This is a genomic window from Cytobacillus sp. Hm23, from assembly GCF_051842895.1.
In the GTDB taxonomy this organism is placed as follows: domain Bacteria; phylum Bacillota; class Bacilli; order Bacillales; family SM2101; genus Nanhaiella.
Map to the genome: position 1 here is coordinate 121911 of NZ_JBPXRQ010000002.1, position 16364 is coordinate 138274.

Below are 16364 nucleotides of genomic sequence, written 5' to 3' on the forward strand. Positions count from 1 at the left end.
AAATAGATAAGATAAAGAACAAATTTTATTTGTGTTTGTTCTTCCTCCAAAGTATATCCTTAGATAGGTGGAATGTATGTAAGCTGTCTTACTGAAAAAGAGTAATGATGTCATTAGAATTGACATTGTAAGGAGGGAATGACAGTTGACAACGGTTTTATATACAATGGATGGGTGTTCGTCTTGCCAGTATATAAGGAATTTTTTACGAAAGCAAAATATACAATTTACCGAAAAAAATATATTTCATCATAAAGAGTATTTACTTGAGTTACAACAACTCATTAATGATATAACATTACCAATATTACATCTAGATGATAAAGTGATTATAGGTAAAGACATTTTGAAAATGTTTCCTACAACGCAGGAGAGGTTTTAATAAATTGTTAATATATTCGTTATATATTCATAAGGTTCTTTTTTTAATCTTTTATTAAGGTTGTTGTCGTAAAAGATGTTGTTTTGTTAAATGTATTAGAACAACAATGCAAATTGTAAACAAATAAGATAATCTAGTAAAGAAAGATGCCACAAAGTTAGTAGTAAACGTGTTCAAGCCCTGCGCCTTATTCAGAGTAATAATAGTCAATGCGAAAACAACCTTTAACAAGGCTCTTGCCACAAAATTTTGTTACTATTTGCACTAAATTAGGGCAGTAAATAGTGATGTTATTCAATTGTTATCATTTTAATGGCTAAAAATAGAACTGGCTTTATACGTATTATTACCTTTATACGAAACAGCCGAAGAGAAAAGAGTCATTAACCATGGACTCTCAAGCATCAATTATAAAGCAGTAAATGTCATGTACAGCTACTCTAATATATTGAACAAATTGCAGAGAGTGGTAGTGTAAAAGCTAGACTCTTCTCGTAAACTTTGTTGCTATTGTTAACAAATTAGCACCATCCAACATGGTTTTATATGTTAGTCATCGTTGTAAAGAGGAAAAGCTGCCACGAACTCTAGTTATGTGCGTGTTTAATATTTAATACGAAAAACAATTATGTGAAAATAACCAAAAGATAACAGGAAAATCAGGGAGAATTCCGAGTAAAATCCTCCTTGAAAGTGAAGATATTATATTTTTCTAGGAGGACAATATATGAAAAAATTGAATATTTTGTCAATTATCTTTCTCTTTCTACTATCTGCATGTAACAACAATCAACCTAACCAACACGGAGCTGAAAATTTACTTCAGCAAGAATGGAAAGATATTATTGAACTTACCAGTGGAACAGAAGTGAATATATTTATGTGGGGTGGAGATGAGGGGATTAATTCTTACATTGATGATTGGGTTGCACCTAGATTACTTGAACAGCATGATATTATTTTAACCCGCACACCGATGGATACAGAGAATATCCTTCAAAAATTGTTAACTGAAAAAAAAGCAGGAAAAGATTCAGGAACAATTGATGTTATATGGGTTAACGGTGAAAACTTTAAAAATGCTAAAGAAAATGGGTTATTACTAGGAGCATTTTCTAATAAACTACCGAATGTCCAACAATATGTCGATTTAGAAAGCTTAGATGTGCAATATGATTTCGGTACACCGACAGAAAATATGGAAGCTCCATGGGGGAAAGTACAATTTGTATTAGCTTATAATTCAGCAAAAATAACTGAGCCACCAAGAACTTTTGAGGAACTAAAGGTGTGGGTGAAGGAGAACGAAGGAAAATTCACATATCCAGAAGCGAGTGACTTTACAGGTAATGCGTTTTTACGCCATTTAATGTATGAAGCAGCAGGTGGAGTAGATCAATTGTTATCTCGAAATTTTGATGAGCAATATATTAATAACCAAAGTCAAGAAATGTGGACTTATTTACGAGATATTAAACCTTTTTTATGGAGGTCAGGAGAAACTTACCCTCAAGACTTAGCTGCATTAGATCGATTGTACAGTGATGGTGAGGTATGGATGACAATGGGCTATAATGAAGCACGTGTTGAGAGCTTAATCGAGAAAGGCATCTTTCCAGATTCAACAAAAACTTTTGTGTTTGACTCTGGATCGATTGGGAATACACATTTTTTAACGATTCCATACAACAGTCCTAACAAGGGAGGAGCAATGGTCGCAATTAATTATTTATTATCACCTGAAGCACAACTAAAGAAAATGGAGCCTTCTATGTGGGGAGAGAATATGGCACTAGACCCTACAAAGCTATCGGGCGACTTACAAATGCAATTACGACAAGTCAACAGAGGGGATTCTGTACTATCTTCAGAAGTCTTGAAGAATCACTTATTACCAGAAGTAGATTCTCTATATGTGAATTGGGTGAAGGAGACATGGCAAAATGAAGTGGTACAAACGCCATAACAAGACATTATTATTATTTTTTCCTGTAACGGTGTTCTCAATTCTCTTGATATCGTACGGGGTTCTTCATGGATTTATCGAATCGTTACAGTCGACTGATGGTGGAGTATCACTGCACATATATCAAGACCTATTTAGCAATACAGTTTTTATACAATCAATCAAGTTCAGTTTAAGAATAACTATGGTATCAACTGTCATGTCATTAATCATTGGCCTTATTAGTGCAAAGTTCATTTATCATTTTTTGCAAAAAAGTCACTTAAAGTTACTCGTATGGATGCCGATGATTTTTCCGCATTTCGTAGCAGCTTATATGGTATATAGTCTATTTTCATCTAGTGGTATTATTGCTTCTATTTTTTACTCAGTTGAGCTCATTAGTGATCAAAGTCAATTTCCAGTATTGACGATGGATCGAGATGGTTTAGGTATAATGATGACTTATATATGGAAGGAAGTTCCCTTTGTTATTCTCATGCTCATTCCTGTTTTTTATGAAATTGACAATCGGTATGAGGATGTTGTACGTACTCTTGGTGGTAATAGTTGGAATGTATTTTGGACAGTCGAATGGAAATGGCTTCTCCCAGTTATCGTTGAGACATTTATTATCTTGTTTGCGTTTATTGTAGCAGCTTATGAAGTACCCTTTCTAGTCGGAGCAACAAACCCGAAAATGATTGCAATTATTGCTTATCAATGGTTTTTCGAAGGTGATTGGAGTAATCGTCCGCTTGCACTCGCTGCTTTTATTATTATAACTTTACTTATATTGCTCACAACAGCCGTAAGTTTTATGAGTATACAAAGGCTCAGAACTAGACTTATAAGAGGAAAAATATAATGACAAAGCTCACTAAAAATATCGGATTACTTATTATGATATCGCTTGTATGTTTACCGGTTTCCTTAGTTGTGTTAAACAGCTTTTCATACGGTTGGCGTTTTGGTCAAGTTGTACCTGAACATTTCTCAGCTAGAGGCTGGATGATTTTGTTTAAAGATCAAAAACTGATTGAGGCGCTTCAGACGACTATTAAAATTGGAATAGGTGTATTAATTCTAAACTTGATCATTGCGTTTCCTGCTGCTAAAGGACTAGCACAAAAGAGTTTTTTTGGTAAGTCAATTTTTGAAACACTGCTATTACTTCCTATTCTAATTCCAAGTTTAGCGGTTGCAATGGGATTACACATTACTTTTATTAAATTGGGGTTAGCCGACCATTGGTTAGGTGTAACGATTGTTCATTTAATTCCAACTGTTCCTTATACTGTTAGAATTTTAAGAGCTGGATATGAACGTATTGGAGTGAAATGGGAAGAACAAGCGAAATCGTTAGGTGCATCACCATTAAAAATATTTGCTACGATTACTTTACCATTACTATATCCTAGTGTACGTACCGCGTCATTTCTCATATTTGTCATTTCACTAAGTCAATACGTTTTAACAGCACTTATCGGAGGTGGTACGGTAGTGACGTTAGCGACGATTTACTACCCTTATTTTAATACAGTAGATGATGCGGTAATTGCTAGCTTTTCTATTCTATTTGCGATTCTCCCTATCGTGTTTATGTTATGTATTGAATTAGTCATAAGAACAGTTATATATGTTGCTAAAAGATAAAGAGGTGCTATGAAATGGATGAATCATTTGTATCTTGCATAAACGTGTCAATGCAGTATGGTAATACTTCAGTTATTGATGATATTAATTTTCAACTTGATCAAGGGGAGATACTTAGTTTAGTTGGGCCATCTGGTTCAGGGAAAACAACGATACTCCGTAGTATTGCGGGATTAGAGCAAGTATCTAAAGGAGAAATATGGGTAGATGGTATAAATGTAACTCATGCCAAAGCGGAAGATAGACCTATTGTAATGATGTTTCAGCAAGCGCTACTTTTCCCACATTTAACAGTACTTGATAACATCATGTACGGTGCAAAAAAGCTGTATAAACAAAGAAAAAGCCGTATGTATCATGCGAGACAACTTCTAGAAAAAATTGAATTAATGGATTATGAAAAGAAATATCCTTATGAATTGTCAGGTGGCCAACAACAGCGTGTAGCATTAGGACGGGCACTAATGACTAAACCGAAGCTGCTATTATTAGATGAACCATTTAGTAGCTTAGATCCTGAACTGCGTTCATCTATTAGAGAGTGGGTAGTTTCTTTATTGCAGAAAGAAAATATTACGACAATTTTTGTTACACATGATAAAGAAGAAGCGATGACAATTGGTAATCGGGTGGCGATTGTTATGGAAAATAAAATCCAGCAATTAGGTGCTCCACTAGATGTTTACACTCATCCTGTAAACGTGGAAGTAGCTAGATTTTTCAGTGATGGTCTTATCACAGATCATAACAAGTTTATACCTATCCAAGAATTGGAACTACTTCCGAGCAATAATCAAATTGATCATCACAAGCTAGCTTTTAGTGGAATGGTGATTAATAGATTTATCAAACATGGTCAACTTTTTGATCAAATAGAAGTAGATAAAATAAATAAAAGTGTAATAATTCCTTCAAATAGTCGTGTGAAAATAGGAGAAAAAGTAAAGCTAGTGACTAATCGAAGTAACGTACACACATTCCTTGCTTAGAAGTATATTTTTTATGCTGTTTTCGTATAGAATGTTGCTTTCGTACTAAGAAATAAACACGAACACAACTAGGTTTCGGAGTATCTTTTCTTAGGAACTATAGCAACAAAGTTTACAGACAAAGCTTTCTTTAAAAAACGAAATGAACGGAGGGAGCAAATGAAAAAGCAAACGATTGTAAAAATCATATTATTAATAGCTGTTCTTATTACTTTAATATGGATTAATAACAAATATTTAAATATTACTCCGACGTTAATAAGAGAATGGATATTATCATTTGGCCTGTTTGCGCCAGTTATTTATGTCATTTTATATACTGTACGTCCACTTATCCTTTTTCCAGCTTCTATTCTTTCGTTAGCTGCTGGATTGGCTTTTGGGGCTGTTAATGGCACCATTTATACAGTAGTAGGGGCAACATGTGGTGCCGCTTTATCATTTTGGGTTGCCCGTAAGCTAGGAAAGAATATTAGTAATAAAGAATGGACTGGAAAGGCGAAATCTATTCAAACTCAAATTGAAAAACAAGGATTTATATATGTCTTATTGTTACGCTTGTTGCCAATATTTAATTTCGACATGATTAGTTATATCTCAGGTATTTCAAAGGTTCGGTTTAAAGACTTTGTCTTAGCAACGTTTATTGGTATTATTCCCGGAACATTTGCTTATAACTTTTTAGGCTCAAGCTTTGCTCATGGAGATATGAAAATTGTTATTATTGCAGTGATCGTATTTCTACTCGCATTAATTATTCCGATTTTTACAAGTAAGAAACTTAAAAAAAGGTTAGGTTTAACGAAGTAATCAAATTCAATTAATGAATGGAGGTGTAATCATGCTTGATACACATGCGAGGAAGTACGTACAACCTATCTTTCAAAGATCGGCAAAAGGTTTGTTGAAAATAGGTTTGACTGCAAATCAAACAACAGTGATTTCGTTTGTAATTGGTATAACAACTGGTGTTTTCATTTATTTCGATTATACCGTATTAGCACTGATCGCTTTATGGATTTCTGGTTTTTTAGATGCAGTTGATGGCACAATGGCACGATTAACAAAACCATCGCCATTTGGTACAGTCCTAGATGTAACATTCGATCGCATTGTAGAGATTAGTGTTATTTTAGGTTTGGCACTTCGTTACCCAGATGCGATGTGGAGCCTTTTATTATTAAGTGTGTCAATCATTGTTGCAATGACAGTTTTTTTAACAGTCGGTGCAGTTACGGAGAAAGCAGGTATTAAATCTTTTTATTACCAACCTGGCTTAGCAGAGCGAACAGAAGGGTTTTTACTTTTTTCAGCAATGATGATATTTACGAATGTGCTTGTATGGTTGACATTACTTTTTCTAGTGGTTGAAATTTTTACAACAGCTCAGCGATTATTAGAAGCAAAAAGAATTTTATCATAAGGTGGGAAGAGCAGTGAAAAAATACGACCTAGTAGTTATTGGTGGCGGTGCAGGTGGACTAACAGTTGCAGCGGGTGCTAGTTCATTAGGAGCAAAAGTAGCGTTGATTGAAAAGGAAGAACAACCCGGTGGAGATTGCTTGCATTACGGCTGTGTTCCATCGAAAGCACTAATAGAGTCAGCTAAGATCGTTCATCATGCAAAAACGCAAACAGATCAATTTGGACTTCAATTACAAGGAAAACCATCGCTAGACGCAGCAATGACTAGAGTAAAAGTAGCAATTAATACGATAGCAAAACATGATGATGCCGATAGATTTCGGAGTATGGGAGTAGACGTATATATCGGTATCGGAAGCTTTCGATCTTCTCACGAAATCGAAATTAGTACAGGAGAAGTCGTGTACGGGAAGAGAATTATCATATCTACTGGATCAAGGCCATTTATTCCACCAATCAAAGGAATGAATGATATTGATTATATAACGAATGAAACAATTTTTTCTTTGAAGGAAGCTCCTGGTCGATTATTAGTCATTGGTGGAGGCCCTATTGGTTTAGAGCTTGCACAATCTTTGGCTCGCTTTGGTAGCAAGGTTACTGTAGTTGAGCGAAGTGAGATACTGTTATCAAAAGAAGATGAAGAAATCGTTCCGTATGTTCAAAAACATCTTGAAGATGAAATGACGATTTATACAAATGCATCAGTAGAAGAGGTTAGTAAACAGTCTGGACATATATCCGTTTCTATAAAAAAGGACGATAGTCAGGTACAATTACAAGTTGACCAAATTCTCATTGCCTCTGGAAGAATTCCAAATACAGCAAAGCTTAATTTATCAGCTGCAGGTGTACAAGTTGATCAACGCGGGACTGTTGTCGTAGACGATTATTTACGTACAAATATTAAACATATATTTGCGGTTGGGGATGTGAATGGAAGGTTTCCATTTACACATGTAGCCGGTATGGAAGGTAAGTTAATCGTACAAAATGCTGTGTTAGGAATTTCAAAAAAGGTCAATTATGATAACGTCCCATGGGTAACTTATACTGATCCAGAGGTTTTTCATCTAGGGTTAACTGAGAGGGAAGCAAAAGAAACATATGGGGATATTTCAGTATTCTCTCAACCTCTAGCTGATGTAGACAGATTCGTAAGTGACCATAATACAAATGGCATGGTTAAAATTATTGCAAATAACAAAGGTAAAATAATCGGTGCTCATGCAGTAGGTGTAGGTGCAGGAGATTGGATGCAAGAAATCGTGTACGCTAAGCAATATAATCAAAAAATTGGCTCAGTTTCTCAAGTCATACACCCTTATCCAAACCATGCTGCAGCAGTACAGCGAACAACTGATTTGTATTGGCGTGAAAAGCTGTTTAATAGCTCGTTACCGAAAATTACAGAAAAATATATAAAATGGTTTCGATAGTATTCATGAATACGTACAACTATGATTTGTTGAACAACCTGCATTCATCACGAATATATTATGGTAACTATATAGGAAATGAGTGATGAATGTGCCAGATTTTTGGAAGGAGTTAGGAAAATTTCTATCAGATATAACAGGAGAAGCTGAAACAAACGAAAAACCACCTCCTAAAGTTGATCAGTGGGCAAGGGAGCTTGATTCAGATTTAGGTAAACTTGACAATACAAGTGATTCTTTTTGGAGAAAATTTGAGAATATGATGGAAAAGGGAGAAAGGTACTTTGAACAGAAGCAAAATGACATAGATAGAAAGTTTTAAAAAGGCTATATCTCTTTCTCGTATATTTAGTATCTATTTTCACTACATTAGAACAGCTAATTGAGGCTTCTTCTGAATTTATTAATTGTAATGTCTCAGTGTAAAAACATCATAAAAGTGTAAACAGCCTAATTAAAGCCTCTTTTAATATTCCCCCTCCTTTACATTAACCTATAAAATTCCTAGACATCTCCGCGTTTATCCATATCGTTATTTGACTAGTCATCATACAGTAATAGTGATGATATACAGGGAGGTGTTAAAAGGGTATGTATTGCGGATCTGGTTGTTATGGATATCCTGGTTATGGATATGGTGGACCATACGGTGGGTCATCGTTTGTATTACTCGTAATATTGTTTATCCTATTAATAATCATAGGTGCGACCGTATTTATGTATTAGTTTGAAGGTTGGTACACATGAATGACATGTAAGTTCATTAGAAGCTACTCCTCTTTAGGCTACATGTAAGACGTAGCTTTATAGGAAGCGTAAAAACGGATGAGATTAAAAATCTCATCCGTCTATTATTATTTTGGAAACTTATTTTGCTCTTCCTCTTGCTAGAAAACAAATTGCTGTTTTCGTATGGAATGTTGTTTTCATTCTAAAAAATAATCGCGTGTACAACTAGGTTTCCGGGCTTCTTTTCTACAGACTAAAAAAATTATATCATCAGAAACCCAAATATAAGTAAATACAAAAATGTACCAAAATTTTAATTAGCTGTTTTTCGATTAAAGGATGAAGAAGAAAACACGAATACAACTATGTTGTTTTCTAATCTAGTTACAGTAGCAACAAATTCTAAAAAAATAATATTAGTACTCTTTAGTGCTGACTATGAATGTGTTTATTTACATTGTCGACATGAATTGCTAATGAGCGTATTCCTTTCTTAAGAAACCCTTCTTTTTTAAGCTGGCTTATGATTGTGCTTGTCGTCTCACGGGTTGATCCAACCATTGTAGCAATATCCTGGTGCGTAAGCTTCATTTCAATTGTTTGCCACTCATTTTTTCTTTTGCCGGATTTTTCACTAAGTTTCAGTAATAAATATAAGACACGATATTTTACATCGCCAAGTGCTATTTTTTCACTCATCTCGTAAATATCTTTTAACCGAGCAGAGAGTATTGAAATAAATTTTAAGGCAATTTTCGGATTTTTCTCGATAAATGATTCAAATTCTGATTTCCCCATCACACATAAATATGTGTCAGTCATTGCTTGTGCATATACTTGATCGTCTATAAGAGAGAGGGTAGATGTTTCTCCGAAAATATTTCCATCAGTTAAAATATCTAATGTAAACTCTTTTCCTTGTGCATTCATACGATAAAGGCGAACTTGCCCTTTTTTTAAAAAAAACAAAGCTTTTATCGGAAGATTAGGATCTATAATAATTGTTCCTTTTTTGACTGGCTTCATCGAACTTAATTCATCAATTACTTGCAACTCTTCATTCGATAATTCTTCTAACAAACTAATTTGAGATAAGAACAATAATTTATCCATTGTGAGTCCCACTTTCCTTTGAAAGTATATTTTATAGTATACAAAAATTTTGATGATACGAACAGAACATTTATAGTGACGGTCACACCTGTGCATATCAAGTCATATGATATATCACGTTAGGAGGCTTAGGGATGGATAATAATTTATTTAAAAATATTGAGAAGAAAACAGGAGTCAAAATGAAGGATGTTTTCGAACTAGCCAATTCAGTACAACATGCAAACTTCCAAGACGAAAAACAAGTTAGGCAAATTGTGAAAAGAGTAGCTGAGTTAGCTAGACGTGACGTTCCAAAAGAACTTGAGGACAAAATCGTCAGTTCTATTATTAATGATGGGAAAAAGATTGATTTTGGAACGATTGCAAATATGTTAAACAAAAAGTGACTTCCTTCAAGATAAACTAACTTTACGTATCAGGTGGAGAACAAGCTCCACCTGATTTCAAGCTGTAACAATGAAATAGATCCTCATCTATAATTAAACTCTTCCAGTTGGAAGTTTTTTTCTTTAAGGAGGGTGAAGTCAGAGGGAGGTAACGGATTTTTACTTTAATCGCATATAAGTTTTCGTTAAAGTTGCTACATCCTTTCCCAACTTATAGTATGAACTTTAGCGCTTATTAATAATTATAATTTAGTGATGACGAAAATTTTTGGCACACATAATTTTCATTTGCTACTGAGCACGTATGAGTATATTTTTATTTTAGTATCATTGATGTTTTTTTACTCCATTACAACACGAAGTAGTGCGTTATGTTTGTAAGCGTATCGTATAAAAAAAGATTATATTAGTATCCTTCTATGTATACTTATTTCCTAGTCAAGTATAAAAAGCCTTTATTTAGTTATTCTATCAAGCTAGAGTCTATTTGTATAACCTCACATATGCAGGTGTAGAATTTATTCCTTGTGTATTTCTCTACATGAAATTGTGAAAACCTGTGTCAACATCCCGATATTTGAATAAAATAGCATAGAAAAATATAAGGGAGGTATGAACTGTTGAATCATTATTATCCACATATGCATAATCAGATGCACAATCCAATGCATGGAAATGTCATGCCTTGGCATGGGAATATGATGCCTTGGAACGGTAACATGATGCCAGCGCATGAAAATGTAATGCCGATGTATGAGAACGTCATGCCAGCGCATGAAAATGTAATGCCGATGTATGAGAATGTCATGCCAGCTCATGAAAATGTAATGCCGATGTACGAGAACGTCATGCCAGCACAAGAAAATGTGATGCCGATGTACGAGAACGTCATGCCAGCACAAGAAAATGTGATGCCGATGTACGAGAACGTCATGCCAGCACAAGAAAATGTGATGCCGATGTACGAGAATGTCATGCCAGCACAAGAAAATGTGATGCCAATGCAAGAAAACGTTATGCCAGCACAAGAAAATGTGATGCCAATGCAAGAAAATGTCATGCCAGCACACGAGAAAGTAATGCCAGCTCACAGTCCCGAAGAAATGAAGGACTTCTGTAGAAAGTATAAGCACCACTTTGTCTGTGTGGAAATGAAAGATGGACGCCATTATGACGGAATAATTGTAGGTACGCAAGGAGATTCAGTAGTGATGTTAGTTCCAATGGGGGAAGTTGCGAACAGAGAAGAGCAACAACAATTTGTTAACGACCCTAATGGTGGATTTGGATACGGTTTTGGTGGTTTTGGTGGCTATCCACGTAGATTCCGTAGATTTGGTCGTTTTGGATTTCCTTTCTTTGGAATAAGACGCTTTGGTTTCCCATTCTTTTATTAACCCAGTGCTCACATAGTTTGGGACACATTAATGTCAAAGAGTGAGAAATAAATCTACCTTCGTCTAATTGTGTATATCTAGCTTAGTAATATTAATAAACATGTATATATAAGGTGGGAAACTAAGAGGACTACAAGACGAAGGTAATCAAGTGTATGTATAAAGAATGAAGAGCTAGGATAACTGCATCACTAGCTCTTTCTTGATTGTTTTCAAAATTATAAGCACTAAGATGACGATCAAATTTTACAGCTCCAAAGACTATCTCCTAAGTGTCAAGAAAAAAAATGCTTTATTAAATAGCTATAATGCGTTCAGTAGACGATTAAGCTGCTAAGAAGTATCGGTATTTGCTCAATATGTCTGGTTGTATTCACACTGGTAATTATTTTTCGTACTAAGATTCGTAGCTTGTTATTTTATATAGACCATGAAAACCGTCTAAAGTCTTGTTCACCGGTAGTCATTATATAAAAGTACAAAAAGAGTTCAAAAAGCTTACTATTTTATTATTGAAGCTAAGAAACGTGACCGCTTAGCTTTTTTACCACGTCGCATATGAGGTATAGACAAGTATAAAGAGTCTTGCGCACGTGTCATGGCAACATACAATAAGCGTCGCTCTTCCTCAAGGATACGAATATCTCCATTTCGAAACGATTCTAATGCATAATCGTGTGGAAGGCTACCGTCCACAGCTCCTAACACGTATACGTTTTTATACTCTAGCCCCTTCGCTCGATGGATTGTTGATAAAGTGATTGAGTTGCTATACCGCTTACTAAGCTCCTTCATTTCTTTATTCATTGCAATCATGTGATCAATGTGCTCAACGAATTGGGTAAGATTTTCAAATTTCTTTGCAACAACCTTTAAGTCGCGAACATCATCTGACCCTCTTTCAATGGCATTTCCTTCATTCCCTCTTTTTTTAACAAATTCAGCAAAGCCCATCTCTTGTTCGATTTTTTCTATAGCTTTGATTGGTTGTAGATTAGCTAAAGTTTTAAACAAAGGTACTATTTTTTGTAACTTTCTTTTTTGAAAAGGTTGGACATTTTGAAGAAATGCTAGGCCATCTACAAATGAACAATCTTCTAATATAGTAATTGCTTTCAAATCTTGATAGATTGATTGCTTTAAAAACTGTGCTGTTAAGATATCCCAAATAGCGTTGCTATTATTTGGGTCTAAACTTAAGCGTAAATGTGCGACTAAGCTTTTAACAGTTCTCCTTTGGTAAAAAGATTCACTATCCTGTTCAATAGTGAAAGGTAAGCTAGACTGTGTCAACCTCTCAAATAAAGCTCTAGAAGCGGAGTGTGTTCGATAAAAGATCGCAAAGTCATTTGGCTCTGCACCATTTGCGATTTTTTCTTTTAAATCAGTGACAATCATTGTAGCTTCCTCTTCTTCATCATAAGGATAAAAAACAGTTGGAACATGTTGGTTATTAATTTGAGATAGCATATTTTTTTGATGACGAATACTATTCTCTGATATAACCTTATTTGCACTTTGGACTATATGATGTGTAGAACGATAGTTTTCTGCTAAGATAACTGTTTTACAGTTAGGATAATCTGTAGAGAAATGTAAAATAAACGATGGATCACTTCCTCGAAAGGCATAAATAGATTGATCATCATCACCAACTACACAAAGGTTTTTCGTATGATTTGAGAGCAATTGAATGATCTTGTACTGGACTTTATTAATATCTTGAAATTCATCAATTAAAAAATAGTGGAAGCGTTGCTGATACTTTTTTAGCAGTTGATCATTATTTTTGAAAAACCGTAAGCAACCAACAAGCATATCGTCAAAGTCGAATAAAGATTTTTCTTGTTTCAATTGTTCGTAGCGTAAATATAAAAATGCTAGCTTTTCTTCCCATTCGTCTGCCGGTTTTATATCCATCGGTTCCAACAATGTGTTTTTCCAATAACTAATTTTTTGAAGGGCTTCGTCGTAAGCAAACTGCTTTTCATCTAAATTGATTTCCATTCCTGCTTGTTTAACAAGCTGTTCTCTTTGCCATTCCCATTTAATAAGTTTGTCGCTTTGCCATTGCTCAGGGGTGTGGTGTAGAAGTATTTTGTAAAAAATACTATGGAAAGTTCCTATTACCATGCGACTGATCGTTGATGATGATATCCCGTAAGAAAGTAGACGTTGTTTCATTTCTTTTGCCGCTTTAGTTGTAAATGTAACGAGTATCATACTAGCTGGATCTACTTTTTTATCTTTAATCATATAGAGTGTTCTTGTAGTTAAAACACGAGTCTTTCCACTCCCAGCACCAGCAAGAATAAGAAGTGGACCTTCTGTATGCTTTACCGCATCCCATTGTAATGAATCTAGCTGAATGTTGGTTGCGTATTTAACGTACTCTTTTGTTGTATCATTTTTAAATGTTTGGGTTGTTTTTACGGTTTTTGCAGGCTGCCATATCATTTGCTTTTCCAAGACGGTTGATGAAATAGTACGTGATTTTGGTATTCGAAATCCATTTTGTTCAACATAATTAATAGTGTTATCAGCTTCGATTTCTTTTGATTGCTGAACTGATAACGCCATGGTGTTTTGACAGGGTGTCGTTTTGTGATAAAAATGTGGTTGTTTTGACATACCTAGATATAATCGGACTTCTGCCCCGCAATCTTTACAAGTAATTTCTCCTCGAAGACTGTTTTCATAGAGGCGCTGGAGATTTTCTCTATGCTCAGAATCTAGTTCAATAAGGCGATCATGATGTATTGCACAGTCCATGAAGGACCCTCCTAATGGCTTGTATATTTTTAACCTTTCTATCATAACAAAATGATGAATGGAGGAAAAGTTGAATTGTAGAATTTGTTGATACTTCTGGTTTGCACAAACTATTTCTATGATTTTCCACATATTAAGTTAAGTGTTTTGGACCTAAAACTTTGTAAAACTAGGAGCATAATTATATAGATTTAGCATTCGTAGTAAACAGGTGTGGGATGCTTTAATTAGTGTCTCTTTTCGAAGAAAACTTTGTTACATTTGTAAACAATCGTGAGAAGTAGTTTTATACTCTTGCACGCTTTGTAGCAGAAAAGATGCATGAACATTTGAAGCATATGTATTTATATTCTTAGTGCGAAAAACAACAATCAATTGATTAGTGTTTAAGTGAGAAGTTTTGGAATATTATGAGTTATTACAGGAAAAAACTTGCATCTTATCGAATGTTTATATATAAAGGAAGGTGATAGCTATGACTTTAATTGCACCTATTAATCATGAGCAATACAGTTTATACGCACTTCGCACCATTCCGTTCAAGCAAGATATGATGAAATTTAATCCAGTTTATAAGTCTACAATAGATGCACGGCTACAAGAACAATCATTTCCAATTTCGATACTTCAAAAAAGAAAATACGAAGTGAAAGAAAATGAAGATAAACTATATTACGAAATTACTGGTAAAGGGAAATATATAAATGAATTAGTCTAAGTATTGGAGGCGTACTACTAAATGAAGTTATGCAACATTCAACACGATTGTTATTATTTTCATGCTGCAGTCAATATTGGTTATGTTAAAGCGGGTGACCAAGGGTTGTTAATTGACGCAGGTCTCGATAAGAGTACAATAAAAAAAGTAATTAAAGAGCTTGATAAAGAACAGTTACCACTTACTCACTTATTTATTACACATGCACATGCCGACCACTTTGGAGGTGCTGCGTATTTACAAAAAACAAAAGATGTATTTACGATGGCTCCTCCACTTGAGGAGGCGATTTTACGGTATCCTATTTTGGAGCCAATATATTTATTTCAAGGAAACCATCCATTACCAGAAATGAGAAATAAGTTCTTGGAAGGTGAAGCTATTAGAATTGACCAAGTACTAAATGAAGGTAACCATGAAATAGGCGCTTTTATGTTTGAATGTATCTCATTTCCAGGGCATAGTGAAAATCAAATGGGTATTAAAATCAATGAAATTTTATATTGTGGTGATGCTTATTTTAGTTTAGAGCAGCTTCAAAAACATAAAATTCCTTATATTGTAGATTGCCAACATACAATAAATACATTAGAGAAGTGTTTGGCAATCGATTGTTACGGGGCAGTACCTGGACACGGCGAATTTGAAACTGCTTATCAACGGACTATTAGAGGCAATATCGTATACCACCATCAAATATTAGATTGGATGAGTGACTATTTCAAGTGGAAAGAAGCCGGTGTTAGTCATGAAGAATTAGTTAGAGATGCATGTGAGGCCTGGGAGGTTTCTTTGCCATTCGTATCATCGTGGATGCTGTATCGTACAGCGATAACAGCGTACGCTACTAAGCTAGTAAAGGATGACCTAGTAGAGTTATCTATAAAAGACTTTGCGCTATCATTTAACTGGAAAAGCTAGCGAATGTTTGTATTAGTTTAATACATCCAGAATGCTAATATGTGCTTCGTCATTTGTTTTTTGTTGAAATTTCCAATCTATTTGTTATTAGCTGCTATGTATTAATGCAGCTAATATTTTTTTATGATGTGATAAATTTGAGTTGCTTTTTTTACTAGGCTCTTTTTGAAATTTATACAATTAACTTTGTTATAAATGAGAAATAACGCCACGAGTTTATACGTTTTATTTCTAATACGAAAAGTAACAATCAATGCGAAAACAACCTTAGAAAAACAGCAACAAGTAAAAAACGATCTTTTGACTACAAAAAAAGTCCAATAACTGTTGGACTCTAAGAGAGAGGTGTGTCTTAAATACCGTTCATAACAAATAAGATACATTAAAAAGATGAGAAAAATATGTGATGATGATGGGAAATTGTGTGAATGATTGACAGGTCTCCTTTTTAGTCAGAAATTAACTCAAACCCCAACTACCTTATCAATT

The 16364-nt window shown here is 34.6% G+C and carries 16 protein-coding genes; 14 read left to right on the forward strand and 2 right to left on the reverse strand.

The window, feature by feature from the left end; genetic code table 11:
* The first annotated feature begins 145 nt into the window (after positions 1-145).
* From ACSVDA_RS02030 to ACSVDA_RS02075, 10 genes are all read left to right on the forward strand, one after another.
* A complete protein-coding gene (locus tag ACSVDA_RS02030) occupies positions 146-382 on the forward strand; it encodes a glutaredoxin family protein (protein WP_485880418.1) in 237 nt (78 codons plus the stop codon).
* A gap of 727 nt (positions 383-1109) precedes the next feature.
* Complete coding sequence (locus ACSVDA_RS02035; protein WP_485880420.1) at positions 1110-2348, forward strand: ABC transporter substrate-binding protein; 1239 nt, start codon at positions 1110-1112, stop codon at positions 2346-2348.
* Positions 2326-3195 (forward strand): ABC transporter permease, encoded by an 870-nt coding sequence (locus ACSVDA_RS02040; protein ID WP_485880422.1) that lies wholly within the window; start codon positions 2326-2328, stop codon positions 3193-3195. The genes ACSVDA_RS02035 and ACSVDA_RS02040 overlap by 23 nt, the downstream gene beginning before the upstream one ends.
* Complete coding sequence (locus ACSVDA_RS02045) at positions 3195-3983, forward strand: ABC transporter permease (protein WP_485880424.1); 789 nt, start codon at positions 3195-3197, stop codon at positions 3981-3983. Before ACSVDA_RS02040 ends, ACSVDA_RS02045 begins: the two co-directional genes overlap by 1 nt.
* Positions 3984-3997: 14 nt before the next feature.
* Positions 3998-4972 (forward strand): ABC transporter ATP-binding protein, encoded by a 975-nt coding sequence (locus ACSVDA_RS02050; protein WP_485880425.1) that lies wholly within the window; start codon positions 3998-4000, stop codon positions 4970-4972.
* Between the two features lie 159 nt (positions 4973-5131).
* Complete coding sequence (locus ACSVDA_RS02055) at positions 5132-5782, forward strand: TVP38/TMEM64 family protein (protein WP_485880427.1); 651 nt, start codon at positions 5132-5134, stop codon at positions 5780-5782.
* Between the two features lie 31 nt (positions 5783-5813).
* On the forward strand, positions 5814-6395 hold the full coding sequence (locus tag ACSVDA_RS02060; protein WP_485880429.1) for a CDP-alcohol phosphatidyltransferase family protein: 582 nt from the start codon (positions 5814-5816) through the stop codon (positions 6393-6395).
* A gap of 13 nt (positions 6396-6408) precedes the next feature.
* Complete coding sequence (locus tag ACSVDA_RS02065) at positions 6409-7836, forward strand: dihydrolipoyl dehydrogenase family protein (protein WP_485880431.1); 1428 nt, start codon at positions 6409-6411, stop codon at positions 7834-7836.
* Between the two features lie 91 nt (positions 7837-7927).
* Positions 7928-8158, forward strand: coding sequence for a hypothetical protein (locus tag ACSVDA_RS02070; RefSeq protein WP_485880433.1), 231 nt, complete (start codon positions 7928-7930; stop codon positions 8156-8158).
* Positions 8159-8427: 269 nt separating this feature from the next.
* Positions 8428-8562: a YjcZ family sporulation protein gene (locus tag ACSVDA_RS02075; protein WP_485880435.1), complete on the forward strand. Its 135-nt coding sequence runs from the start codon at positions 8428-8430 to the stop codon at positions 8560-8562.
* 429 nt (positions 8563-8991) lie between these two features.
* On the opposite strand, the gene ACSVDA_RS02080 is transcribed toward ACSVDA_RS02075, so the two are convergent.
* Entirely contained in the window at positions 8992-9678 is a 687-nt protein-coding gene (locus ACSVDA_RS02080; protein ID WP_485880437.1) for a Crp/Fnr family transcriptional regulator, read from the reverse strand.
* 134 nt (positions 9679-9812) lie between these two features.
* Between ACSVDA_RS02080 and spoVIF the strand changes: the two genes are divergently transcribed.
* A complete protein-coding gene (gene spoVIF / locus ACSVDA_RS02085) occupies positions 9813-10067 on the forward strand; it encodes a sporulation-specific transcription regulator SpoVIF (protein WP_214483339.1) in 255 nt (84 codons plus the stop codon).
* A gap of 620 nt (positions 10068-10687) precedes the next feature.
* Entirely contained in the window at positions 10688-11464 is a 777-nt protein-coding gene (locus ACSVDA_RS02090; RefSeq protein ID WP_485880439.1) for a hypothetical protein, read from the forward strand.
* Positions 11465-11965: 501 nt separating this feature from the next.
* Here the strand turns inward: ACSVDA_RS02090 and ACSVDA_RS02095 are convergent.
* The gene (locus tag ACSVDA_RS02095; protein WP_485880441.1) at positions 11966-14236 is read right to left on the reverse strand and encodes a UvrD-helicase domain-containing protein; all 2271 of its coding nucleotides are present in this window, start codon (positions 14234-14236) and stop codon (positions 11966-11968) included.
* Between the two features lie 475 nt (positions 14237-14711).
* On the opposite strand from ACSVDA_RS02095, the gene ACSVDA_RS02100 reads away from it, so the two are divergent.
* Positions 14712-14954, forward strand: coding sequence for a hypothetical protein (locus ACSVDA_RS02100; RefSeq protein WP_485880443.1), 243 nt, complete (start codon positions 14712-14714; stop codon positions 14952-14954).
* A 21-nt stretch (positions 14955-14975) separates the two neighbouring features.
* Positions 14976-15875 carry an MBL fold metallo-hydrolase gene (locus ACSVDA_RS02105; RefSeq protein ID WP_485880445.1) on the forward strand — a complete coding sequence of 300 codons (900 nt, stop codon included), beginning with the start codon at positions 14976-14978 and terminating at the stop codon, positions 15873-15875.
* Positions 15876-16364: the final 489 nt, after the last annotated feature.

What these genes read in the sequence shown, in the direction of transcription:
- ACSVDA_RS02035 (WP_485880420.1), top strand. Translation starts at nt 1,110, where the DNA reads ATGAAAAAATTGAATATTTTGTCAATTATCTTTCTCTTTCTACTATCT.
- ACSVDA_RS02040 (WP_485880422.1), top strand. Translation starts at nt 2,326, where the DNA reads ATGAAGTGGTACAAACGCCATAACAAGACATTATTATTATTTTTTCCT.
- ACSVDA_RS02045 (WP_485880424.1), top strand. Translation starts at nt 3,195, where the DNA reads ATGACAAAGCTCACTAAAAATATCGGATTACTTATTATGATATCGCTT.
- ACSVDA_RS02050 (WP_485880425.1), top strand. Translation starts at nt 3,998, where the DNA reads ATGGATGAATCATTTGTATCTTGCATAAACGTGTCAATGCAGTATGGT.
- ACSVDA_RS02055 (WP_485880427.1), top strand. Translation starts at nt 5,132, where the DNA reads ATGAAAAAGCAAACGATTGTAAAAATCATATTATTAATAGCTGTTCTT.
- ACSVDA_RS02060 (WP_485880429.1), top strand. Translation starts at nt 5,814, where the DNA reads ATGCTTGATACACATGCGAGGAAGTACGTACAACCTATCTTTCAAAGA.
- ACSVDA_RS02075 (WP_485880435.1), top strand. Translation starts at nt 8,428, where the DNA reads ATGTATTGCGGATCTGGTTGTTATGGATATCCTGGTTATGGATATGGT.
- ACSVDA_RS02080 (WP_485880437.1), bottom strand. Translation starts at nt 9,678, where the DNA reads ATGGATAAATTATTGTTCTTATCTCAAATTAGTTTGTTAGAAGAATTA.
- spoVIF (WP_214483339.1), top strand. Translation starts at nt 9,813, where the DNA reads ATGGATAATAATTTATTTAAAAATATTGAGAAGAAAACAGGAGTCAAA.
- ACSVDA_RS02095 (WP_485880441.1), bottom strand. Translation starts at nt 14,236, where the DNA reads ATGGACTGTGCAATACATCATGATCGCCTTATTGAACTAGATTCTGAG.
- ACSVDA_RS02100 (WP_485880443.1), top strand. Translation starts at nt 14,712, where the DNA reads ATGACTTTAATTGCACCTATTAATCATGAGCAATACAGTTTATACGCA.
- ACSVDA_RS02105 (WP_485880445.1), top strand. Translation starts at nt 14,976, where the DNA reads ATGAAGTTATGCAACATTCAACACGATTGTTATTATTTTCATGCTGCA.